This window comes from Paenibacillus sp. FSL R5-0766, assembly GCF_037971845.1.
Lineage (GTDB): Bacteria > Bacillota > Bacilli > Paenibacillales > Paenibacillaceae > Paenibacillus.
The window spans coordinates 808,075-832,348 of record NZ_CP150227.1; the positions used below are offsets into that span (position 1 = coordinate 808,075).

The 24,274-nt window shown below is 47.9% G+C and carries 12 protein-coding genes, 3 rRNA genes and 1 riboswitch; of the genes, 12 read left to right on the plus strand and 3 right to left on the minus strand.

The annotated features are described in order from the left end of the window. The first annotated feature begins 120 nt into the window (after positions 1–120). From MKY66_RS03755 to guaA, 5 genes are all read left to right on the plus strand, one after another. Positions 121–1,359: a polysaccharide deacetylase family protein gene (locus tag MKY66_RS03755; protein ID WP_339806885.1), complete on the plus strand. Its 1,239-nt coding sequence runs from the start codon at positions 121–123 to the stop codon at positions 1,357–1,359. Between the two features lie 117 nt (positions 1,360–1,476). Continuing rightward, the gene (locus tag MKY66_RS03760) at positions 1,477–2,451 is read left to right on the plus strand and encodes a MoxR family ATPase (protein WP_339806887.1); all 975 of its coding nucleotides are present in this window, start codon (positions 1,477–1,479) and stop codon (positions 2,449–2,451) included. Then, a complete protein-coding gene (locus tag MKY66_RS03765) occupies positions 2,448–3,719 on the plus strand; it encodes a DUF58 domain-containing protein (protein ID WP_076217186.1) in 1,272 nt (423 codons plus the stop codon). The genes MKY66_RS03760 and MKY66_RS03765 overlap by 4 nt, the downstream gene beginning before the upstream one ends. Beyond that, positions 3,706–5,991, plus strand: a complete 2,286-nt coding sequence (locus tag MKY66_RS03770) for a transglutaminase-like domain-containing protein (RefSeq protein ID WP_076217187.1) — start codon at positions 3,706–3,708, stop codon at positions 5,989–5,991. The genes MKY66_RS03765 and MKY66_RS03770 overlap by 14 nt, the downstream gene beginning before the upstream one ends. A gap of 380 nt (positions 5,992–6,371) precedes the next feature. Further along, positions 6,372–7,910 (plus strand): glutamine-hydrolyzing GMP synthase, encoded by a 1,539-nt coding sequence (guaA, locus tag MKY66_RS03775; protein ID WP_076217188.1) that lies wholly within the window; start codon positions 6,372–6,374, stop codon positions 7,908–7,910. Positions 7,911–8,012: 102 nt separating this feature from the next. On the opposite strand, the gene MKY66_RS03780 is transcribed toward guaA, so the two are convergent. Then, complete coding sequence (locus tag MKY66_RS03780; protein WP_076217189.1) at positions 8,013–9,269, minus strand: hypothetical protein; 1,257 nt, start codon at positions 9,267–9,269, stop codon at positions 8,013–8,015. Between the two features lie 255 nt (positions 9,270–9,524). Here MKY66_RS03780 and MKY66_RS03785 point away from each other — a divergent pair, with 255 nt between their 5' ends. The 5 genes from MKY66_RS03785 to rrf all read left to right on the plus strand — a co-directional run bounded on the left by MKY66_RS03785 (position 9,525) and on the right by rrf (position 17,571). Next, positions 9,525–9,758: a hypothetical protein gene (locus tag MKY66_RS03785; RefSeq protein ID WP_339806890.1), complete on the plus strand. Its 234-nt coding sequence runs from the start codon at positions 9,525–9,527 to the stop codon at positions 9,756–9,758. 402 nt (positions 9,759–10,160) lie between these two features. Continuing rightward, positions 10,161–10,260, plus strand: a riboswitch (purine riboswitch). Between the two features lie 171 nt (positions 10,261–10,431). Next, positions 10,432–11,808: an NCS2 family permease gene (locus MKY66_RS03790; protein ID WP_047841443.1), complete on the plus strand. Its 1,377-nt coding sequence runs from the start codon at positions 10,432–10,434 to the stop codon at positions 11,806–11,808. Positions 11,809–12,583: 775 nt separating this feature from the next. Further along, positions 12,584–14,136 (plus strand): 16S ribosomal RNA (locus tag MKY66_RS03795). Between the two features lie 312 nt (positions 14,137–14,448). Next, positions 14,449–17,376: ribosomal RNA gene (locus tag MKY66_RS03800) — 23S ribosomal RNA — on the plus strand. 78 nt (positions 17,377–17,454) lie between these two features. Continuing rightward, positions 17,455–17,571, plus strand: a 5S ribosomal RNA gene (gene rrf, locus MKY66_RS03805). Together the 16S, 23S and 5S rRNA genes form the textbook arrangement of a ribosomal RNA operon. A gap of 183 nt (positions 17,572–17,754) precedes the next feature. Here the strand turns inward: rrf and MKY66_RS03810 are convergent. Then, positions 17,755–18,309 (minus strand): NADPH-dependent FMN reductase, encoded by a 555-nt coding sequence (locus MKY66_RS03810; RefSeq protein WP_076215153.1) that lies wholly within the window; start codon positions 18,307–18,309, stop codon positions 17,755–17,757. 300 nt (positions 18,310–18,609) lie between these two features. Between MKY66_RS03810 and MKY66_RS03815 the strand changes: the two genes are divergently transcribed. After that, positions 18,610–19,617 (plus strand): ketoacyl-ACP synthase III, encoded by a 1,008-nt coding sequence (locus tag MKY66_RS03815; protein WP_076215150.1) that lies wholly within the window; start codon positions 18,610–18,612, stop codon positions 19,615–19,617. 174 nt (positions 19,618–19,791) lie between these two features. Here the strand turns inward: MKY66_RS03815 and MKY66_RS03820 are convergent, their stop codons facing one another. Continuing rightward, complete coding sequence (locus tag MKY66_RS03820) at positions 19,792–21,726, minus strand: amidase family protein (protein ID WP_076215147.1); 1,935 nt, start codon at positions 21,724–21,726, stop codon at positions 19,792–19,794. Between the two features lie 372 nt (positions 21,727–22,098). Here MKY66_RS03820 and MKY66_RS03825 point away from each other — a divergent pair, with 372 nt between their 5' ends. Beyond that, positions 22,099–24,228 carry a DNA topoisomerase III gene (locus MKY66_RS03825; protein WP_076215144.1) on the plus strand — a complete coding sequence of 710 codons (2,130 nt, stop codon included), beginning with the start codon at positions 22,099–22,101 and terminating at the stop codon, positions 24,226–24,228. Positions 24,229–24,274 lie beyond the last annotated feature (46 nt).

The following is a 24,274-nucleotide window of genomic DNA, read 5'->3' on the forward strand; positions in this document are numbered from 1 at the left end:
ACAAATCTGCTGAAGTCTATCAGCAAATTACTAGAGACAGTGGAGGTCGATTCGTAAATGGTACAGAGATCGGGTTTCAGAATCAGGGAAAAAGGGGAAGTCCCCGTAACATCCATACATATGTTTTTATCTAAACAATGGTCTGTCATTCTCGTACGAGTGGCGGTCTTGTTATGTGCATTCGCTGCCTATGCAGGCGTAGCTTACGCGTCTTCTGCTTCCGGCTCAGATGATCCGATCTCGGCAGAAAAGAAAACCCAAGACAAGGTAGTCTATCTGAGTTTTGACGACGGACCGGGTAACCATACCCGTGAAGTGTTGAATATTTTGCGCAAGGAGAAGGTTTTGGCTACATTTTTTGTGCTGGGTGAGCAGGCAGAGCGTTATCCGGAGTTAATCCGGGGGCTTGTGGAGGATGGACATGCTTTGGGCAATCATACGTTTAATCATCAATACGAACAGTTGTACAGTGATTTTAAAGTGTTCTGGAAACAAATTAAGCAGACAGAGGAAGTACTGGAGCGTATAACCGGTTTCCGTCCGAATCTGGTGCGAGCACCAGGCGGTACCTACGGGCATTTTGACCAGAGTTATTTTGATTTGCTGCATTTGGGTGGATACACCGTCATGGACTGGAACGTCGATAGTGGGGATTCCAAACGTAAAGGTGTTCCGGCCAAAGAGATCCTCAGCAATTCGACCAAAGTACCTGCGGGAGCACGTTCGGTCATTGTCCTGATGCATGACGGTGGTGCACATGCTGAAACGGTAAAAGCACTTCCGGGTATTATCAAATATTATCGTGATCATGGATATCGTTTTGACACCATAAAAAGTACAGATCAACCAGTTCAATTCCGTGTGCATCCAGATGGTAAGTATAAGGCCCGCAAGGCGCCAGGAAAGGCCTGGATCGCAGAGCATGTAGAAGCGAACGCAACATTATGGCTTGCAAGCAAGAAGTTGAAGGTAGAGGTGGGATTGGCTGCAGCTACCTTGCAACCGGGTGAGTTCCGCATGGAGGGTCAGCGAATCATGGTGCCTTTGCGTACGTTCATGAAAAAATTCGGGGGCAGCACTCGCTGGGACTCTGAAACAAGGACGGCCATAGCAGTATGGAAGGAAAGAACGATTCATGCAGACAGCGTGAGCGGAACACTGACAACAACAGGGACAATTGAAACGGGAGCAGTACAGAGTCAGGGGGGAACCATCTGGGTTCCGTTACGTGAGTTACTGGAGCAGATGGGGTTGAGGGTGAATTCCTTAACCAGTAATGAAGCAGAGTGGACGGTAAAGGCAGGCACTTCCAGATCCATTTCGGCAATGAACAACATATATAAGTATAAAATGATCTGAAGAAAGTCATTCTTGCAGGACTATTCTCTCTACTTCCGGGCAACACTGAATCATAGATTACTATGGTTCAGGAATGCGGATGAACGGAAGGAGATTAGAGAAATGTCTTATATCCGAATGGAACATGAACATGCTGTTGAATTGTTAAACAGGGTCATGAAGCGTGTTGAGAGTGTGATTATTGGCAAAAAAACAGAGATTCGTTATGTCCTCACTGCAATGCTCAGTGGAGGTCATGTACTTCTGGAAGATGTGCCGGGTACCGGGAAAACGATGCTGGTTCGTGCCGTTGCTTCTGCACTGGACTGCTCCATGGGCCGGATTCAATTCACGTCCGATGTCATGCCGGCAGATGTTACGGGGACTTCAATCTATCATCCACATACAGCTGAATTCAAGTTTCGGCCCGGGCCTGTCATGTCCAACGTTGTCCTGGCTGATGAAATAAATCGCGCTTCACCTCGCACTCAGTCTGCCCTGCTGGAGGCAATGGAGGAACGACGTATTACGGTTGATGGCACAACCTATGCCTTGCCACGCCCGTTCTTTCTGCTGGCGACACAGAATCCGTTACAGTTCGAAGGTACGTACCGTCTGCCTGAAGCGCAGCTGGATCGATTTATCATGAGAATTGGACTGGGGTATCCCGATCCGGAACAGGAATTGGAATTGTTGACCCGCATGCAAGGTAGAGAAGCGCTTGATGAACTTCGCCCTGTCCTGCTTGCTGAAGAGGTCGTAGCCATGCAGCGCGAAGTCAAACAGGTACATGTTGATCCCGTCGTCAAACAGTATCTGGTGGCCGTTGCTGTAGCCTCTCGCAGTCTTCCGGCGGTCAGATTGGGCATCAGTCCGCGTGGAACACTGGCCTGGATGGCTGCGGCGCAGTCATTTGCCTATCTTCAAGGACGCAGTTATGTCATTCCGGATGATGTGAAAGAGGTAGCTGTGCCTGTCCTTTCCCACCGTATTCAATTGAAGGCACAGAACAGAGCGGAGGTTTGGGGGCAAGTACAAGTCATTGAAGAAGCATTGTCATCGGTCCCGGTACCTGTACAGATGGCATCACAGGGAAGGGGACGGAGGCAATGACTGCGCTGGGACAACGGATTGTGAGTGCTGTCTTGGTGGTGGCTTTTGCTTCCTTGTATCAGTGGCATGGGGGCAAAGCGGCGTTGTTTCTATCTGTTATAGCTTTCTTGATGTTCACAGGAGGTCTGCTTCTCCATTGGTTCGGACCCCGGCGTATTCATATCCGTCGGAAAATACACGCGAACCGGATTGAGGCAGGCGAGCAGGTACGGGTTCTTGTCGAACTGGAATTCAATTGCCGTATTCCATTGTTATGGATCGTTCTGTGTGAGAACACACCTGCAGGTGTTCATCGCAAATTGATTTTCCCGGGAACACGGCGACAATTTTCCTATCAATATGAATGTTCCGGTTTACGCAGAGGAGTCTACAGATGGGATACGGGCAGATTGTATTGGGGGGATATGTTTGGCTGGAATACCCTCTCCGCAGAGACCGCAGGAGGTACACCCCTGATTGTTGTTCCTCAAGCAACGGCTTGGGGGAAGGGGGATTCGGTAGAATTCAAAGCGATGATCGAAGGGACTCTGTCAGAGCGAAGAAATAGTCAGGGTAACCGTAGTCCTGAGTTCCGTGAATATCAGCAGGGTGACCCACTGGGACGAGTTCATTGGAAAAGTACAGCCAAAACGGGAAAACTTCAGACCTTTCTGCCCGATACTACGGATCTGTCTTCGCTCGGCATCCTTGTGTATGAAGGCGCGTCGGGGTATGACGTAAAACAGCGGGAGAACTTGGATGTACCTGCTTTTGAACGAGTGGTTCTTGCAGCTGCCCGCTGGATTCATACCGCTGAGCGGGATGACATTCCTTATCATCTGTGGATGGAAGGTGGCGATAAGAGCTATGATGCACAGTATCAATGGCAACATGGGCCGTTCCATGCAGATGATGAGAATCATGGACTGGACAAGTTAGCGGAGGCACGGATATCCAAAGCACAATCAGGCTCTGTTTCGCTTCGAACGGAGATGCTGGATGGACTGACGAGTGGGTCGCGAATTGTGGTTCTCACAGGCAAGATGGATCCGGTTCTGGCCGAATGGATCATAACTGCAATCGGGTCGGGTTATCGTGTAGAGGTGCAATTGACTGAAGCGGACCAGAACCAAAACCAATTAGGATCAACGGATAGATTGATGAATGGATTGGGATATGACAGCTTAAGTTTGGAGCGGCTTCGTCACAGCGGGGTGCTTATACACGCGGTTACAGACGTTGCGTTATCTTCATTGGGAAAGGTGGAGGTAACGGATGTGGGAGCGTAATGGTAATAAAGCTGTGAACCAGAATTCTGTGATAGACATAAAGGATGAGGGATATGTTATCGTACCTGTCCTGTACAGAATTTTTATTTCGGCCATTTTACTTATACTGTCTCTGGAGTGGATATATCCGGTAACATCATCAGATCAGCAGGGCAGTGAAAGGTTCTTGTCCGTAATGGCGGGATTAACGGGAGCATTGCTGCTCGTGGGATTGATTCGTACAGGATGGATCACTGGAGTACTGATCCGATTATTCATTGCACTCGCTGCTTTATGTCTGATGTACGGAGGAGATGATCCTGTCCGTTGGGCAGTCGCTTATCCGGGAATATTTTCAGCGGATATGGACACTTTTATAAATAACTGGCGATTCCACTCGATTAGTACAGAAACGAGAGGTTTGTTCATGATGTGCGGCTGGAGCATGCTCATGGCTTCTGTGCAATCCCTCGTATTGTTACGTCGAAGCGTTATGCTGTTTGGCAGTGCAACGCTGCTCTATTTGCTTCTGCTTGAATCTTTTGCGGGGCTGGATGTGTATGCTTCCGTAATACGGTCTGTCCTATGGACTTTTCTTATTCAGGCTCTGCTTCAGCTATTACGTCTCAATGGAGGAGTCACTACTCCAAGTTATCGTGGCAGCCCCTATGGCCGTTGGAGTGCCGTTACTATCGTTGCTTCCGCAGGTATGGTGCTTCTCTCCGCGTTACCTGGCCAGTTTGCTTCCATTCCTCAACCGGAACGCATATCTTTGGAGCAGATGGGTGAACGCCTAGCTCGCTGGGCAGGTTATACACAGCACAGTAGTATCCCTGCTGCAACGGCAGTCACGGGATATAGCACAGCGGATGCGCCTATGGGAGCACCGTTGGTGCAGGGGAATTCCATCTTTTTTATAGCGAAGAGTCCGAAAGTAACGTATTGGCGAGGGGAGACCCGTTCATATTATAACGGTAGTACTTGGAGTGACCCGGGTCAAAGCTTCGAAACGGCAAGTCCATCCGGAATGCTGCGTGCTGATGGTTGGGAGAATCCAACCTATTGGAGTCGCATTCGCCAAACCGTTACGATGCAGCGAGAGTGGAAAGGACCAAATCCTCTCTTTACCGGGGGCATACCGGTTAACGTATCGTTCCAGGATAAGAACAAGGATAATCAGGAAAACATGTTTTCTTTGCTGTCTAATCGCGATTCGGCAACATTGTGGCTCGCGAGCTCAGGGGACGATAAGGTTAAAAATTATTCGGCAGACGTCATGGTTCCTGTCGCATCCCCTGAACAGTTACGTCTTCTTGAGGAAACGAATAAAGGGAAAGATCCGGCATCCATTCGGAGGGACTATCTGCAATTACCTACACCACTCCCTGATCGAGTGCAGACGCTTGCCAAGGAAATCATTCAAGGCAGTGAGACCCGGTATGACGCTGTGCAAGCTGTAAAGACTTATCTGGCTGCTCATGCCGAGTATACGTTGGATACCCGTATGCCACCGCGTGGAACCGATTTTGTGGACGATTTTTTATTCGTCACCCGGCAGGGGTATTGCAATCATTTCTCCACAGCTATGATTGTGTTACTTCGTTCGGAAGGTATCCCCGCACGCTGGGTTAAAGGCTTTGGTCCCGGAGTTGCTGACCCGGATGTGCCCAGTCAGTATGTGATTTCACAGGGAGATGCACATTCCTGGGTAGAGGTGTATTTTCCGGGTGCAGGCTGGATGCCGATAGAGGCCACGCCAGGCTTCACCATGGCGCAAGGCGCGGGCGAAGGTGTCGCAGCGCTCGCCGGGGCGCAGTCTGTTACGGAGACTCCGCCGTATATGAGCGGCGGATTGGGTTACGCGGGCGCATGGCTGCTCGCCCGCGCACGGGCCATTGCCGCGGAGCCATGGCTCGCGGCAGCCCTTGTGGCAGCGGCCCTGCTGGGCGCCGCTGCTCTGGTCCGCATGCGGCGGCTACGCCCCGCGCTGCGGATAAGGCTGCTGCTGGCGTGGCCGCGCAGCAGCTTTCCAGACCGCGAGCGGCTGCTGGGCGCCGCCGCTCCGGTCTGGGCCGCGCTCGCGCGCCGGTACGGCCCGCGGCCGCCGGGTATGACGCTGCGTGAATATGCAGCGTCACCGGCTTTGGCCGCAGGCGCGGACGGCGCGGACATCGCGCGGTTTGCAGCCGACTGGGAACGGCTGCTGTACGGCCCAGACCGTCCGTTGCGCGCGGACAGTCTGGACTTCCTGCGCCGGGCACTTCGTCTGGCCCGGCGGTTGCAGGCGTTGTAACACAAGGATGTTACAACGTTACACCAAAGATGCGAATCAGCTGCTATACAATCGCTATCGCTTTCCAATAGAGCTTGGCCACTTGTAGGCAGATGAAGATCGCCATTGGCCTGCGCATTGTTATTTAAATGCAGCGTTTGCTTCATCGCTGCATGCCATACATAAGACGCCTTTCGCGCTGCGCTGCGAACGAGGCGTCTTTCCACGATCATACACTTGAACCAGCATCTTGCTGCCAAGCTTTTCTATTCGAAATTTCATATTTATAGGCAATTGGTAATCCTGTTTTGATATGTCGAAAAAAGGAGTTTCGCCTTTCCTTGACGGTATGTTTTGTCGTTGCGTATAATTAGTTTCATTGAATTGAGGGAGGCACGGTTATGAATAAGCAGAATGAGATTGTGGTTGTCCTTGACTTTGGGGGCCAATACAACCAGTTAATCGCCAGAAGAATCCGGGATCTTGGCGTATACAGCGAGCTTTTGCCGTATAACACACCGGCGGAAAAGATCGCAGAAATGGCACCAAAAGGAATCGTATTTTCAGGTGGGCCGTCCAGCGTATACGCTGAGAATGCTCCACACGTGGACCCAGGTGTCTATGACCTAGGCTTGCCAATCTTCGGTATCTGCTACGGAATGCAGCTTATGGCCCAACAGCTCGAAGGTAAAGTAGAACGTTCCGAGAAGCGTGAGTACGGTAAAGCCGACCTTGAGTTTGCTGCTGGATCTACACTGGCAAAAGGCATTGAAGGCGAACATACGGTATGGATGAGTCACGGTGACCACGTGGTTACACTTCCTCCAGGTTTCAAACTGGATGCAGGCACGGAAAGTGCGCCAATCGCTGCCATGAGCAACGATGAACGTAAATTGTATGCTGTTCAGTTCCATCCGGAGGTACGTCACTCTGTTCGCGGTAACGACATGATTCGTAACTTCCTGTTCGAAATCTGTGGTTGCGAAGGCAACTGGACGATGGAGACATTCATCGATGACACCATTAAAGACATTCGTGAAAAAGTGGGCGACAGTAAAGTACTGTGTGCGCTTAGCGGCGGTGTAGATTCTTCCGTTGTAGCTGCATTGCTTCACAAAGCCATTGGTGATCAACTGACATGTATGTTTATCGACCACGGTCTGCTACGTAAAGGCGAAGCAGAAAGTGTAATGGAGACATTTGTCGGCAAATTCGACATGAAAGTTGTCAAAATTGATGCACAAGAGCGCTTCATGTCCAAGCTAGCTGGCGTGGATGATCCGGAACAAAAACGTAAAATCATCGGTAACGAGTTTATTTACGTATTTGACGAAGAGTCCAAGCAGTTCGATGACTTTGCATTCCTGGCACAAGGTACACTGTACACGGACATCGTGGAAAGTGGTACAGCGACTGCACAGACCATCAAATCCCACCACAACGTGGGCGGTCTGCCTGAGGACATGAACTTCAAACTGATCGAGCCGCTGAGCACGCTGTTCAAGGATGAAGTACGTAAAGTCGGTACCGAGTGTGGCTTGCCGGACGAAATTGTTCACCGTCAGCCGTTCCCTGGTCCAGGTCTTGCGATCCGTGTTCTTGGTGAGGTTACCGAAGAGAAACTTACCATCGTTCGTGATTCAGACTACATCCTGCGTGAAGAGATTGCCAAAGCCGGTCTCGACCGCGAAATCTGGCAGTACTTCACAGCCCTGCCGAACATGAAGAGTGTTGGCGTTATGGGTGATGCGCGTACGTATTCCTACACTGTAGGTATCCGTGCTGTAACATCCATCGACGGTATGACAGCTGACTGGGCACGTATCCCTTGGGATGTGTTGGAGAAAATCTCCGTACGGATTGTTAACGAAGTTGATAACGTAAACCGTATCGTCTATGACGTAACTTCCAAACCACCTGCAACGATCGAGTGGGAATAGAACGCAGTATAAACTTGAATGTATAATTAAAATACTCTTCTCTATCTGTGAATTTAAGCAAATAGAGAAGAGTATTTTTTGTGCTCAAGCTATTGTTGATTATTAAGGTTTGGAAGGATACTCTATATATAATTTCTTAGTTGCGTTGCTCCATTTAATGTTTGCGCCAAGTAGAGACGGGATATCCTTTGCTTTAACATATGAAATTCCTGAGATATTTCTGGACTGTGTCAGGGGACTGCCATAGAGCACTGGTAACTTCTTGGAGGAATCATAGCCTACGACAACACCGAAGGATTCGCTGATAGCACGTAAAGGAATGTATACGGACCCATTAACGATGCGGCCTGAATCTGAGATTAGTTTGCCATTTATAATAACTTGAACTTCTATTGGCTTGGAGTCTGATCTAACTACGGTAGCATATGGCTCAGGCTCTGCATTCAATATGGCGGCAGTGGCAGGTGTTACAACTTTAATCATTTTCTCACCAGTTATAGAACCGAATGAGACCTTTATTGAGGCAGTTCCTAAGCCTACAGCTTGTACATTACCGTTTCCATGGGGCTTTAATACTTCTGTGTTTGTTGAATGCCATGTGACCATATCCGTTACATAGACAGCATCCCCATTTTCAAAGTATGCAAGTGCATTCAGTTCGTTGCCATCATTTAAACTGAAAATGAAGGGTAGAAATTCAGGTCGCATTGTCCCCGCAACAACGAAAATGTTCTTTGGCATAGAAACGAAAATATTTGCTGGTGTTGTGTTATAATTCTGAATTGATTCTCCAGTGTGATTTACCAAGAGAGTCATAGCCGGTAAAACTTCAATAGACGTTTGTTTATTCAAACTGTCTTCTTTAGTTTTTAGATGAAAAGATATAAATGCTTCGCCGGAGGAAGAACTAATTGATTTACCATTTTTGGCTGAAATCGAAATAATAATTTCTTGTTTACCGTCATTAGGGTCAAGATCTGCGGGTTCTGGATTTTGGATCGTGTAATCCTTGGATTCAAAATAGTCGGTAGGAATGATAAAGGCATCGTCTCTCCATATGTATTTTCCAAGTGTTTCGTCAAACCGTAGTACTTCATCTTCATCCGTTGTAAAGATATTCTCATCATAGCTTAAAACGATAGTCGCTGATTGGACGTCTCCATTTTCATGAGGGGCGCCAGTGTTGAGAATTCCGACGTTCACCGATATACCCTGACCAGGTATTAGGGTTGAATCGCTTGTTACATCAATAGAAAACCCATTGACTTTTGAATCCTTTGCTACGACAGCGCCAGCCAGACATCCCGCTATCAATAGGAAAGACAACATGCCCATAATTAATTTTTTTCCAAAATACATCTCATAACCTCCATAATACGTGATTTTTCATGTTTTATATCGGTAATTTTATAATAATAGTTAAGTTTGTAGAGGTAGTCAGTTTCATTAGATCCAAATAATGAGTCTCTACCTGATACTTGCTTGGAATTTCGAATTTCATCCCATTTTAAAGTTCACTTCATGATCCTTTCAGGTCCGGCCTGTACAATAAGTACATACTAAGAGCTATATGGCTACTGAAAGGAGAATGAATGTATGCGTAAAACCGACTATATGAGCAAATGGAAGATGGGCATTGGAAGTGCGTTTCTGATGGTGATGCTGGCAGGATGCGGTTCAGGTATGCAAGATCTGGCTTCCGGTTCGGGGGACTTTCCATTTGTGAATTTAGAGGCAGCGGATGCTTCTTCCGATCAGACCAAAAACCAGGAGTTATCCTCTGACTTAACAACAAACACAAATCAGGAACAACAAGATATACAGGATACTCCGCAGACAGAGATTTAATTAACATAGGACTGATCCGGTAAAAAGTAGTTCCGGCGTATGTCGCAAGTTGCTCCATATACCTAATGAGTTTAAGTCTTCGGAATACGAGATATCGTTACTCCTAGATCATCATTCACCTGATTGCTAAAACGCATCAGAAATATAAGCTAGCCTGATTAGAGCGCTTCTGCTCTTTGATCAGGTTAGCTTTTTTATGTTATCCTGCGGAACTTTCAGTCTGAAAGAATGGACATATCCCATTGAGATTACACCGAAAAAAGCGTATTCAATTGGGTTGTAAACCGCTGAACTGGTTCAATCTGTTAAATAATACGAACGATATTATATAAGGGCGAGATTAATATTCGTTTTTCTCATTGACAAAAACATACTGCCCTCCTAAAATAGTGATGGGAAACAAACAAATAGCGCATACTTATTCGTATAATCCTGGGGATTGGCCCGGGAGTCTCTACGAGATCACCCTAATGATCTGGCTACGAAGAGGAGAAGGCTAAGCAGATGAATTCTACATGATTGCATGGACATCACGCACATTAGAATTTTTTTTGTTCTTAGTAAAGGCATCGTGCCACTCCTTGTCAGCTGGACCCTGGGTGAAGAATCTTCATCAGGGTCATTTGTCGTTTTTCAATATGGCTTCAACATCTCTAAGGGGGAGTTAGTAATTATGGATCGTTTCTTTAAATTAAAAGAAAACGGAACAAACGTTAGAACGGAGATTGTTGCGGGTCTCACTACGTTTATGACAATGGCTTACATTCTTTTTGTAAATACGTTGTTCTTGGGACAAGCCGGTGCGGGGATGTCGGATAATGCAGTATTCTTTGCAACAGCCGTCGGCGCCGGATTAATGACTATTATTATGGGATTGTTCGTGAATATTCCGATTGCGCTTGCACCAGGTATGGGATTGAATGCGTACTTCATGACTGTCGTTCTAAGTTCGAATGGAGCGATTACTTGGCAAGCAGCTCTCGGAGCGGTATTCCTTTCCGGTATCGTGTTCATTATTTTGACCGTGACAAAGATTCGGCAAATGCTGCTTGTAGCAGTTCCGCAGTCGATCAAAATGGCCATAACGGTGGGTATCGGTCTCTTTATTACCATTATTGGTTTCAAACTTGCTAATCTCGTGGCTGTAACAGTTAATGTTGCACCAGACGCAGATCTGAGTCAGCCGATTCCAGGTAGCAGTTTTAACTTGTCATTGGGCAACTTTGTAACGCACCACGATGCGTTGCTGGCCCTGATTGGTTTGCTCCTTATTGCTATTCTGATGGTTATGCGCGTCAAAGGCGCTCTGCTGATCGGGATCGTAGCAACAACGCTGATTGGTATTCCGATGGGCGTTACGAATCTGAGTGGTCTTTCAGGCGCAAGCTGGTTGCCTAACTTTAGTGATCTGGCGGTTGGACAGCTGGATTTGAAAGGTGCAATCAGTCTGGGATTGTTCGAGATCATCTTTATCTTTACCTTCGTTGAATTGTTCGACACGTTTGGTACGATGGTAGGTACTGCAACGCGTATGGGGATTATGAAGGATAAGAAAAAAGGCGAGAAAACGATCGGTAAAGCGATGCTCGTCGATGCAGTTGGTGTCAGTGCAGGTGCTGCACTGGGTACAAGTACCATTACAGCTTACGTTGAAAGTGCTTCAGGTGTTGAGGCAGGTGGACGTACAGGACTGACTTCGGTAACAACAGGTTTGTTGTTCATTTTGGCCCTATTTATCGCACCGCTTGCGCTGGTTGTTCCATCCGCTGCGACGGCTCCGGCATTGATCATCGTGGGTGTGCTTATGATGAGTCAAGTACGTAGCATCGAGTGGGATGATTTCCTTCAAGCTTTCCCCGCGTTCCTTACGATTGTATTGATGCCTTTTACAGGTGGAATCGCAAACGGGATCTCCGCAGGTATCGTATCTTATGTGATTCTGGCGGTGTTCAGTAACTTGGTTACAGAGCGTAAAGTGAAAATTCACTGGCTTATGTGGATCTTGGCGCTCATTGTGGTTTGCCGATACGTATTTATTGGCGGGGAGTAAGCGTGCATTAATTTTAATGAAGAATACGTAGATAAGTTTGTTACCTTATATATGAAAGAAGCGGAAGCCACGGGATTTAAAACCCGGAGCTTTCGCTTTTTTTTGTATTCTTTTCTTGAGCAAAATGAATTTCAAAAATGTTTTCTTCTATATAGAAGGAATGAGTATAATGTTCTATGATCTGTTGGTTGTTTATCCAATGAAATCATCGGTTAATAAGTTCTATAACGTGATGAGTCTGTACTGTATACAACATGAGTTTCTCTATAAGTTGGATTAGGAATCATATGAAAAACCTTTTTGCGTATGTGAGTTAATTACTCCGATCATTAAAGTTAGTGCGCAGATGTATCATTTAGCTGGTTATAAGGAGATACTTGTTAAAAGGTCTACAGGATACTCATTTTATAAGAATTTAATGTTTATCGAAAAAAAGACTTGCGTTCCATAACTGTACATGGTATATTCTATTTCCGGCCAAAAAAACACGAGATACACGGTGCGGCAAGCGAATGAAATAAGCTTCGAAAGAAACTTAAAAAAAGAGCTTGCACAGTTGGTTCGAACATGATATTATATAAGAGTTGCTGAAGAGAACAACATTCGGTAACGAAATAAGTTTGATCTTTGAAAACTGAACAACGAGTGAGTAAACATTCTGCTTGCAGAATGAACGCGAAAGTTTGAGACAAGCCTTGGCTTGAATCGACTGGAGCACAAATGAGATTTTTAATCTCGTCAGATTCAAAATGAGCTTATCGCTCTTTTCAATACTTTATTGGAGAGTTTGATCCTGGCTCAGGACGAACGCTGGCGGCATGCCTAATACATGCAAGTCGAGCGGAGTTGATAGGAAGCTTGCTTCCTTGATACTTAGCGGCGGACGGGTGAGTAACACGTAGGCAACCTGCCCTCAAGTTTGGGACAACTACCGGAAACGGTAGCTAATACCGAATAATTGTTTTCTTCGCCTGAAGGAAACTGGAAAGACGGAGCAATCTGTCACTTGGGGATGGGCCTGCGGCGCATTAGCTAGTTGGTGAGGTAACGGCTCACCAAGGCGACGATGCGTAGCCGACCTGAGAGGGTGATCGGCCACACTGGGACTGAGACACGGCCCAGACTCCTACGGGAGGCAGCAGTAGGGAATCTTCCGCAATGGGCGAAAGCCTGACGGAGCAATGCCGCGTGAGTGATGAAGGTTTTCGGATCGTAAAGCTCTGTTGCCAGGGAAGAACGCTTGGGAGAGTAACTGCTCTCAAGGTGACGGTACCTGAGAAGAAAGCCCCGGCTAACTACGTGCCAGCAGCCGCGGTAATACGTAGGGGGCAAGCGTTGTCCGGAATTATTGGGCGTAAAGCGCGCGCAGGCGGTCATTTAAGTCTGGTGTTTAATCCCGGGGCTCAACCCCGGATCGCACTGGAAACTGGGTGACTTGAGTGCAGAAGAGGAGAGTGGAATTCCACGTGTAGCGGTGAAATGCGTAGATATGTGGAGGAACACCAGTGGCGAAGGCGACTCTCTGGGCTGTAACTGACGCTGAGGCGCGAAAGCGTGGGGAGCAAACAGGATTAGATACCCTGGTAGTCCACGCCGTAAACGATGAGTGCTAGGTGTTAGGGGTTTCGATACCCTTGGTGCCGAAGTTAACACATTAAGCACTCCGCCTGGGGAGTACGGTCGCAAGACTGAAACTCAAAGGAATTGACGGGGACCCGCACAAGCAGTGGAGTATGTGGTTTAATTCGAAGCAACGCGAAGAACCTTACCAGGTCTTGACATCCCTCTGATCGATACAGAGATGTATCTTTCCTTCGGGACAGAGGAGACAGGTGGTGCATGGTTGTCGTCAGCTCGTGTCGTGAGATGTTGGGTTAAGTCCCGCAACGAGCGCAACCCTTATATTTAGTTGCCAGCACTTCGGGTGGGCACTCTAGATAGACTGCCGGTGACAAACCGGAGGAAGGTGGGGATGACGTCAAATCATCATGCCCCTTATGACCTGGGCTACACACGTACTACAATGGCCGGTACAACGGGCTGCGAAATCGCGAGATGGAGCCAATCCCAACAAAGCCGGTCTCAGTTCGGATTGCAGGCTGCAACTCGCCTGCATGAAGTCGGAATTGCTAGTAATCGCGGATCAGCATGCCGCGGTGAATACGTTCCCGGGTCTTGTACACACCGCCCGTCACACCACGAGAGTTTATAACACCCGAAGTCGGTGGGGTAACCGCAAGGAGCCAGCCGCCGAAGGTGGGATAGATGATTGGGGTGAAGTCGTAACAAGGTAGCCGTATCGGAAGGTGCGGCTGGATCACCTCCTTTCTATGGAGAATCGTTTCCTGCAACGGAAACATTCAAATCGCAGACTAGATCTGCACAAACTACTCACTCGTTGCTCAGTTTTGAGAGCTCAAACTCTCAAACAGCTTGCTTTTGCATGGAGCTTGTTCTTTGAAAACTAGATATCGAAACGAAACAAACGCGAATTAGAACATTCCTTTAAGCTAAACTTGTGCAAACAAGTCAAGTGTATAAAGGTAGTTAAATTGCTTTTGTGATGGTATCGGGTGAGAGCGACTTTTGGCTTTGCGCAAGCAAAACAAGGGAAGCGAGCGACCGAAACCGGAACAAAATGGTTAAGCTACTAAGAGCACACGGAGGATGCCTAGGCGCTAGGAGCCGATGAAGGACGTGGCGAACAACGAAACTGCCTCGGGGAGCTGTAAGCAAGCTTTGATCCGGGGGTGTCCGAATGGGGAAACCCAGCTGGGGTAATTTCCAGTTACTCACAACTGAATACATAGGTTGTGTAGAGGCATACCAGGGGAACTGAAACATCTAAGTACCCTGAGGAAGAGAAAACAATAGTGATTCCGTCAGTAGCGGCGAGCGAACGCGGAGAAGCCCAAACCAAAGAGCTTGCTCTTTGGGGTTGTGGGACGTCTCACATGGAGTTACAAAGGAACCGGTTAAGCGAAGAGGTCTGGAAAGGCCCGCCAAAGAAGGTAAAAGCCCTGTAGTTGAAAGTTGGTTCCCTCCGAGACGGATCCCGAGTAGTGCGGGGCACGTGAAACCCCGTATGAATCCGGCAGGACCATCTGCCAAGGCTAAATACTTCCTAGCGACCGATAGTGAAGCAGTACCGTGAGGGAAAGGTGAAAAGCACCCCGGAAGGGGAGTGAAATAGAACCTGAAACCGTGTGCTTACAAAAAGTCAGAGCCCGTTTTAGGGGTGATGGCGTGCCTTTTGTAGAATGAACCGGCGAGTTACGTTCCCGTGCAAGGTTAAGGTGAAGAGCCGGAGCCGCAGCGAAAGCGAGTCTGAATAGGGCGACATAGTACGTGGACGTAGACCCGAAACCGGGTGATCTACCCCTGTCCAGGGTGAAGGTGCGGTAACACGCACTGGAGGCCCGAACCCACGCATGTTGAAAAATGCGGGGATGAGGTGGGGGTAGCGGAGAAATTCCAATCGAACTCGGAGATAGCTGGTTCTCCCCGAAATAGCTTTAGGGCTAGCCTCGGAAAACAGAGTCGTGGAGGTAGAGCACTGATTGGGTGCGGGGCCCGCAAGGGTTACCAAGCTCAGTCAAACTCCGAATGCCATAGACTTACTTCCGGGAGTCAGACAGTGAGTGCTAAGATCCATTGTCAAAAGGGAAACAGCCCAGACCATCAGCTAAGGTCCCCAAGTGTGTGTTAAGTGGGAAAGGATGTGGAGTTGCACAGACAACCAGGATGTTGGCTTAGAAGCAGCCATCATTGAAAGAGTGCGTAATAGCTCACTGGTCGAGTGACTCTGCGCCGAAAATGTAACGGGGCTAAACACACCACCGAAGCTATGGCTTGATGCTTTGCATCAGGGGTAGGGGAGCGTTGTATAAGGGTTGAAGGTGTACCGTAAGGAGCGCTGGACATTATACAAGTGAGAATGCCGGTATGAGTAACGAAAAGATCAGTGAGAATCTGATCCGCCGAAAGCCTAAGGGTTCCTGAGGAAGGCTCGTCCGCTCAGGGTAAGTCGGGACCTAAGGCGAGGCCGAAAGGCGTAGTCGAAGGACAACAGGTCGAAATTCCTGTACCACCGTAAGCCGTTATGAGCAATGGGGGGACGCAGTAGGGTAGTGACGCGGACTGATGGATGTCCGTCTAAGCAGTAAGGCTGATGTGTAGGCAAATCCGCACATTGTAAGGCTGAGCTGTGATGGGGAGCGAAAATTATAGTAGCGAAGGTCATGATCTCACACTGCCAAGAAAAGCCTCTAGCCAGGTGATGGTGCCCGTACCGCAAACCGACACAGGTAGGCGAGAAGAGTATTCTAAGGCGCGCGGAAGAACTCTCGTTAAGGAACTCGGCAAAATGACCCCGTAACTTCGGGAGAAGGGGTGCCCCGGTAGTGTGAATAGCACGAGGGGGCCGCAGTGAAAAGGCCCAAGCGACTGTTTAGCAAAAACACAGGTCTGTGCGAAGCCGTAAGGCGAAGTATACGGGCTGACGCCTGCCCGGTGCTGGAAGGTTAAGGGGAGTGGTTAGGGAGTCATCCCGAAGCTGTGAACCGAAGCCCCAGTAAACGGCGGCCGTAACTATAACGGTCCTAAGGTAGCGAAATTCCTTGTCAGGTAAATTCTGACCCGCACGAATGGCGTAACGACTTGGGCGCTGTCTCAACGAGAGATCCGGTGAAATTTTAATACCTGTGAAGATGCAGGTTACCCGCGACAAGACGGAAAGACCCCATGGAGCTTTACTGCAGCTTGATATTGAATTTGGGTACGATCTGTACAGGATAGGTGGGAGCCTTTGAAGCATGAGCGCCAGCTTGTGTGGAGGCAACGTTGGGATACCACCCTGATCGTATCTAGGTTCTAACCTGGTACCGTAATCCGGTGCGGGGACAGTGTCAGGTGGGCAGTTTGACTGGGGCGGTCGCCTCCTAAAGAGTAACGGAGGCGCCCAAAGGTTCCCTCAGAATGGTTGGAAATCATTCGAAGAGTGCAAAGGCATAAGGGAGCTTGACTGCGAGACCTACAAGTCGAGCAGGGACGAAAGTCGGGCTTAGTGATCCGGTGGTACCGCATGGAAGGGCCATCGCTCAACGGATAAAAGCTACCCTGGGGATAACAGGCTTATCTCCCCCAAGAGTCCACATCGACGGGGAGGTTTGGCACCTCGATGTCGGCTCATCGCATCCTGGGGCTGAAGTAGGTCCCAAGGGTTGGGCTGTTCGCCCATTAAAGCGGTACGCGAGCTGGGTTCAGAACGTCGTGAGACAGTTCGGTCCCTATCTGTCGTGGGCGTAGGAAATTTGAGAGGAGCTGTCCTTAGTACGAGAGGACCGGGATGGACGTACCGCTGGTGTACCAGTTGTTCCGCCAGGAGCACCGCTGGGTAGCTATGTACGGACGGGATAAACGCTGAAAGCATCTAAGCGTGAAGCCCCCCTCAAGATGAGATTTCCCAGTATGTAAGACCCCTTGAAGACGACGAGGTAGATAGGCTGGGGGTGGAAGTGCAGCAATGCATGGAGCTGACCAGTACTAATCGGTCGAGGGCTTATCCAATAGCAAGTGATAATTCGCATGTTTCGTTTCGAATCTAGTTTTCAGAGAACGATCTCTGAATGTAAGCTAAGCTATGCGTTTGGTGGCGATGGCGGAGGGGTTCCACACGTACCCATCCCGAACACGACCGTTAAGCCCTCTAGCGCCGATGGTACTTGGACCGCAGGGTCCTGGGAGAGTAGGACGCCGCCAAGCAATATAGGAAGACGCACTTGATGATTTTGAGTGTGTCTTTTTTGTTTTTATCTAAATGCTTATATAAACCTTAACAGCCTTGGTTATTTACCAGGGCTGTTTTTTATTTCAATATTTATGAGAATTTTAAATAACTTTAAATGGATCATTTCTCTATCGTTCATTTAATTAAGCAACATCTGTCTATACTTTCATTTGGTTGCAAGCTTCCTCAAGGATTGTAAGGGAGTTCTGCAATGCACACTGGGTTTCCGAATCAATGATGACTCCTTGTTTGTTCATTTTCAATGTAATATGAGGAATGGTTAAACAGCCCTCCTGTAGAACTTGTGCATTAATCATTTTTAGTGTGAGCAATAAGGAAGCATGGGCTTTGTCACCTCCCATGGGGCTTGGGGAAGCAGCAATGACAATGGTGGGTTTATTGAGCCATTCTCCAGAAGATACACCCCAATCTAGTGCGTTTTTTAAGACCCCAGGAACGCCGTTTCCATACTCTGGCGTGCAGATAAGGACACCATCCGAATGCTTAAGTTGGGCTCTCAAGTTCTGTACGGACACTGGACCCTCCTCGACATCGAGGTCAGGGTTAAAATGCGGCAGATCATTTAATCCGTCATATACTTCAAACTTAAGGTTAGTGTGAGCCAGTTTAATCATGGCGTGCATTAGTAACGAATTGGAGGACCGATTGCGCAGACTTCCGGAAATGGCAAGGATATTTAATTCTTTTTTCATGGATATAGATCATCTCTATTCTTTAGTAATGTAGGGCAATTTGTTTATTTTCCTCCTGTTTGAATGAGCTGTCTATAAAAAACGCATATAATTAAGGCATTCTTCATGTTAGTCAGGGAATATCCACAATTCTTCATCAAAAATGCATGCCATCGTTTGTATTGCTCTGGGTAATAGAATGAAGCGATCACTTACAATAAACAACTGACGAAAGAAACGTGATAAATATTTTATAAAATTAGTACCAAGTACTAAGACTTAGTGCTATAATGATAAAAAACAAGTGAGGTGACTACCGGTATGAATCATCAATCAAAGGCAACTATCACGGCAATGGGGACGTATGTACCGGATCGAATATTAACGAATGCTGATCTGGAGAAATTAGTCGAGACAAGTGACGAATGGATTGTACAGCGTACAGGCATGAGAGAACGGCGAATTGCATCTGAAGATCAATTTGTATCTGACCTCGCAACGAAGGCTGTAGAAGATATGATACATCGTTATGATGTAAGTGTAGAAGATGTGGATATGATCCTTGTGGCTACAAGTACACCTGAATATGCTTTCCCAAGTACCGCATCCAGAGTACAGGCTAATCTTAAGATCCCACACACGGGCGTACTGGATTTAAATGCTGCATGCGCTGGTTTTACCTACGGGCTACAGCTAGCCGACAGTCTGGTGACCAGTGGAATGTACCGCAAAGTACTGGTTATTGGAGCAGAGACATTATCCAAAATTACGGATTACACTGACCGCACGACTTGTGTATTGTTTGGTGACGGGGCGGGAGCCTTCTTGGTTGAGAAAGCTGCGGTTGGAGAAGGTGACTTTATGGCAGCCATATCAGGTACACATGGAGAAGGCGGTGTACATCTCTATAAGAGTGGTCTGTCTTCGGAGATGAATGGTGTGCCTTTACAGGGCGAGGGATGCCTTGTTCAGAATGGGAGAGAGATCTATAAGTGGGCTGTACGGACGATTCCAGAGCAATTGGGTAAACTTATAACGAAAGCTGAATTAAGCCCTGACCAGATTGACTGGTTTGTCCCGCATAGTGCCAACATGAGAATGATTGAAGCTGTTTGCGAACGTGGTCCGGTTCCTTTGGAACGTACTTTAACCAGTGTCGAGTATCGTGGGAACACATCTGCTGCTTCCATTCCGCTAGCTTTACAGCTTGCAGTGGATGAAGGGAAATTGAAAGAAGGACAGAACGTAGCTCTCTTTGGCTTTGGCGGTGGTCTGACGTACGCAGGTCTGGTGCTGAAATGGGGCGTGCCAGACAAGGTTCAGGAATGAGTAACATCCGACGGTATGCAACACAAAAATAAATAGAGAACATAAAAGAGACCACCCAAACTTCATGCTGTCATGAAGAAGGTGGTCTCTTTAATGGGTTAACTCGTTTCAAAAAAGTGATATGATTGCATCTATTTTTTGTGTTAACCGGAATTGCTTAATCCCATAAATATTTTACGGCGTAAGCTTAGGCGCTTGGCGGTGATGTGTACCTTGTTCGTAGCTGTAAGCCAGCTTGATCAAGGTTCCTTCATCAAAGGCACGACCAAGGAATTCCATGCCTACTGGCAAACCATCAGTTGTGAAACCAGCAGGGACCGTAATCGCCGGGAAGCCGGAGAAAGGACTCAATCGGTTGTTACCACCAGAGTTTTGTCCTTCGCCAATAACACCAGCGGCTTGTGTGGACGTAGGATAGATGATGGCATCCAGGTTGTTGTCTGCCATAACTTTCAGCAGGGACTCACGTGTAACTTGGGTGCGTTTCAGGACGATGTCCTTGTATTCGGTAGTCTCCAACGTTTGGCGTGCATCCCGAGTCTTCATGGATTGCTCCTGAGATTTGTCGAACTCTCCGGAAGCGATGATCTCGGACAGACTGTGATATGGAGCGTCTGCACCCAATGAGTCCAGATAGTCATTCAGTTGGAACTTGAATTCATATCCGCTGAGACTTGGGTATTTGTTGATCTCAGCCAAGTTCGGGATGGAAATTGGAACTGCGGTAGCGCCTAGTGTCTTCAGTTCTTCTACAGCGGTGTTGATCACGTCAGCAACGGCTTTTTCTTCAGCTTTGGTACTTGGGATGAGTTCTGTGGCCACACCGATGCGTGCACCTTTCAGTCCGTTTACATCCAAGAAGTCTGTATAGCTGGAAGGGATTTTTCCAACCGCGTAAGCTGTAGCGACATCTTTTTTATCATAGCCGGCTGTAGCATCCAACATAATTGCAGCATCACTAACCGTACGAGCCATAGGTCCACCTACATCCTGTGTCAAAGCCAATGGGATAATGCCTTCACGGCTGGACAGTCCGATGGTTGGGCGGATACCCACAAGGCTGTTGAAGCTGGATGGGATTCGAATCGAACCACCAGTGTCTGTACCCATGCCGGCTGCAGCAAAGTTTGATGCAATGGCTGCACCTGTTCCACCGCTTGAGCCACCTGGATAGTGGTCCAGGGCGTAAGGGTTCAGTGTTTGTCCACCTAATGAGCTGGATGTCGTGATACCAAATGCGAATTCATGCAGGTTGGTTTTGCCCAAAATAATGGCGCCAGCTGCTTTGAGTTTCTTGACTTGTTCAGCATCGTGAGCAGGGACGGAATCTTTCAGACATATACAGCCTGCGGTTGTAGGCATGTCATTGGTATCAAAGTTATCTTTGACCAGAATCGGAACGCCATGCAGAGGCCCGCGAGCACCTTGAGCTGCACGTTCTTCATCCAGTTGCTCCGCAATTTGGAGTGCATCCGGGTTCAGGGTTAATACGGCGTTTATGCTTACCCCTTGATCATCGTATTTTTCAATGCGGTCCAGATATTTCTGAACCAGCTCTTTTGATGTCAGTTTTCCTTGCGTCATTGCGGTCTGGAGATCCATAATGGTTGCTTCCTCCAGAACAAACGGTTTTATGTAGTTATAAATGCGGTCTTTCAGTATGGAGAGGTCATTCTCGGTAAGTACAGCGTTTGGAAGGAAGAGGGAATCGGTATAACCTTTCATTAGCCCAGCGGTATTCAATGCACCAACAGCACCTGCGAAAGTGGCTTCATCCGGGACATCCTTGAATGATTCGGTAGTCGAATCCACCTTGAGCCATTGTTGCAAGGCGACCGCAGCATCTTTGCGTTGTACGGTTGTGCCGGAGAGCTTGTCCATGGTAAAAGGGAAACCTGCAAGTGTAGCCGCTTCTTCCATGGCCTGAACAAATGCTGCCGGAGTAGCAGGCGCTTTTCCTTTGGATACAGCTGCTACTGTTGTTTTACTCGTAGGCGTTGCCGTTGCGGCTGATGCCGAAGGCACCGTTCCTCCCCATGTTGTGGCAACAACAGCTCCCGCCAGTAACAAAGCCCCACTTTTTTTCAATACAGATCCATGATAAGTCATGCATCCACGCTCCCTTCCTGTGTCTCATTGATGTGTGTTAGCAGCGATTCTGTTTCTATGCTTTTGACACATTGTATAGTTATGTCAGGTAATCTTACAATGTTTATATTTATCCATAAAAACGTATACATCAATACTGTACAGTGTTAATACTTATTCATGCTTCTGTTTACATGTTCTCAGAAAAACTATTACATATTTTAATGTGAAGAAATATAACATGTAATCGATATGTTAATTAAACATGAGGTTACAGGATACGAGTAGATTAGGAAGTAGAGATGACAGAGCATACCTTTAGTGTGAAATGATATAATGAAAAGATAGGAATAAAAGAGACATAACGTTCTACCAGAGAGGAAGAGATATGAAGTGAAGACATTGGTACTCGCAGAAAAACCATCTGTAGCACGCGAAATAGCCAGAGTTATGGGTGCGCGTGATAAACATAAAAGTTATATGGAAGGCCCGAAATATATCGTTACCTGGGCGCTTGGACATCTGGTTGGATTAGCTGAACCCGAGGATTACGACAAAAAGTATGCAACATGGAATCTGGAGGACCTGCCCATTCTGCCAGAGCGTACGAAACTGAAGGTACTTAAAGAGACCAACCATCAATATAAAGCCGTGCAGCAGTTAATGAAACGTCAGGATGTGAGTGAGCTGGTCATTGCGACGGATGCAGCCCGTGAGGGAGAATTGCTGGCCCGTTGGATTATGCAGATGGCGGGGTGGAAAAAACCTTTTAAACGCCTGTGGATTTCATCCCAGACAGATAAGGCGATCAAAGACGGATTTGCTTCGCTGAAGCCAGGCAGTCAGTTCGACCGTCTTTATGAATCTGCACGTTGCCGGGCGGAAGCCGACTGGATGATTGGACTTAACGTGACCCGTGCACTAACTGTTCGTTTCAATGCGCAGTTGTCTGCTGGACGGGTCCAAACGCCGACTTTGGGCATGATTATGGATAGAGAAAATGAAATTAATGGTTTCCGCTCGCAGGAGTATGAGACGTTAACGGCAGATTTGGGAGGTTTTCAGGCTGTGTGGCGGGCAGCTGGGGGAGATTCACGAATTTTCGACCCTCAAGAAACGCAAGAATTGAAGAAACGGGTAGACGGACGCAAGGGCACGATTGCCCAGGTGAAGAAAAGTGAGAAAGTAGAGCCACATCCACTGGCATATGACCTGACGGAACTGCAACGGGATGCCAACCGGAAATATGGTTTCTCTGCAAAGCAAACATCAAATGTCCTGCAACGTCTGTATGAACAGCACAAACTCGTGACGTACCCACGTACGGACAGCCGGTATCTGACTTCCGATATGACAGCTACATTGAAAGAACGTCTGGACAGTGTAGCCATTGGACCTTATGCGTCTTTGGCACGTCCTTTGCTGCGCAAAAATCTGAATATCACCAAACGTATTGTGGATGACAGCAAAGTTACGGATCACCATGCGATTATCCCAACGGAGCAGACGTTGCTTTTGAATCAATTGAATCCAGAGGAACGCAAACTGTACGATCTGATCGTACGTCGTTTTATCAGCCTGTTCTATCCGGCAGCGAAGTACGATTCGGTTGCGATCACGGTTCAGGTGGGGAATGACTCCTTCCATGTTAAAGGTACAACAGTGAAAGAAAGTGGATGGCGTGAAGTATACGGCGGCGATTACAGCGATGATGACGATGACCGTGTGGATGATGCAGCAGAGCATGAGCGTGCGCTTTTACCAGATGTGCAGCAAGGACAGTCCGTGACGGTTCAGCGTTGCCATATCAAAAGTGGACGAACGATGCCGCCCAAACGGTATACCGAAGCTGCTTTGCTTTCCCAGATGGAAAAGCATGGACTGGGCACTCCGGCTACACGTGCGGATATTATCGAGAAGCTGGTCAGTTCCGATACAATAGATCGTCAGGGCAACAGCATGCACCCGACTGGCAAAGGAAAACAGTTGATTGAACTGGCTGCTCCGCAGCTTCGTTCTCCGGATCTAACTGCTCGCTGGGAAGCTGAACTGGAACGCATCGCTCGTGGGCAAGGGAAACCGGGGCCGTTTCTGGATAGTATCCGATCCATGGCAAAAGAGTTGGTGTCTACGGTAAAAGGCAGCAAAGCAGAGTACAAGCCGCATAATGTGTCCAATAGCCATTGCCCGGACTGTAACGCACGGTTGTTGGAGAAGAAGGGCAAGCGCGGCAAGTTTCTTGTATGTCCTACCGAGGACTGTGGATATCGTCGTTCGGCAGAGAAGAGACTGTCCAACCGACGTTGTGCCCAGTGCCACAAAAAGATGGAAATCAAAGAAGGCAAGGCCGGTTTATACGTGCAATGTCTTCCTTGTGGTATTACAGAAACGTTGGATAAGGACAAACAGCATGTGAACAAACGCGATCAGCAAAAGCTGGTGAAACAATATGCGAAGCAGGAGTCAATTGGTTCTAACCTTGGAGATCTGCTGAAGGCGGCTATGGAGAAAAAGGGAAAGTAGAGCAAGCTCTGAGTTAGCGCAGATCGCATCACGCATGTAATGCTAG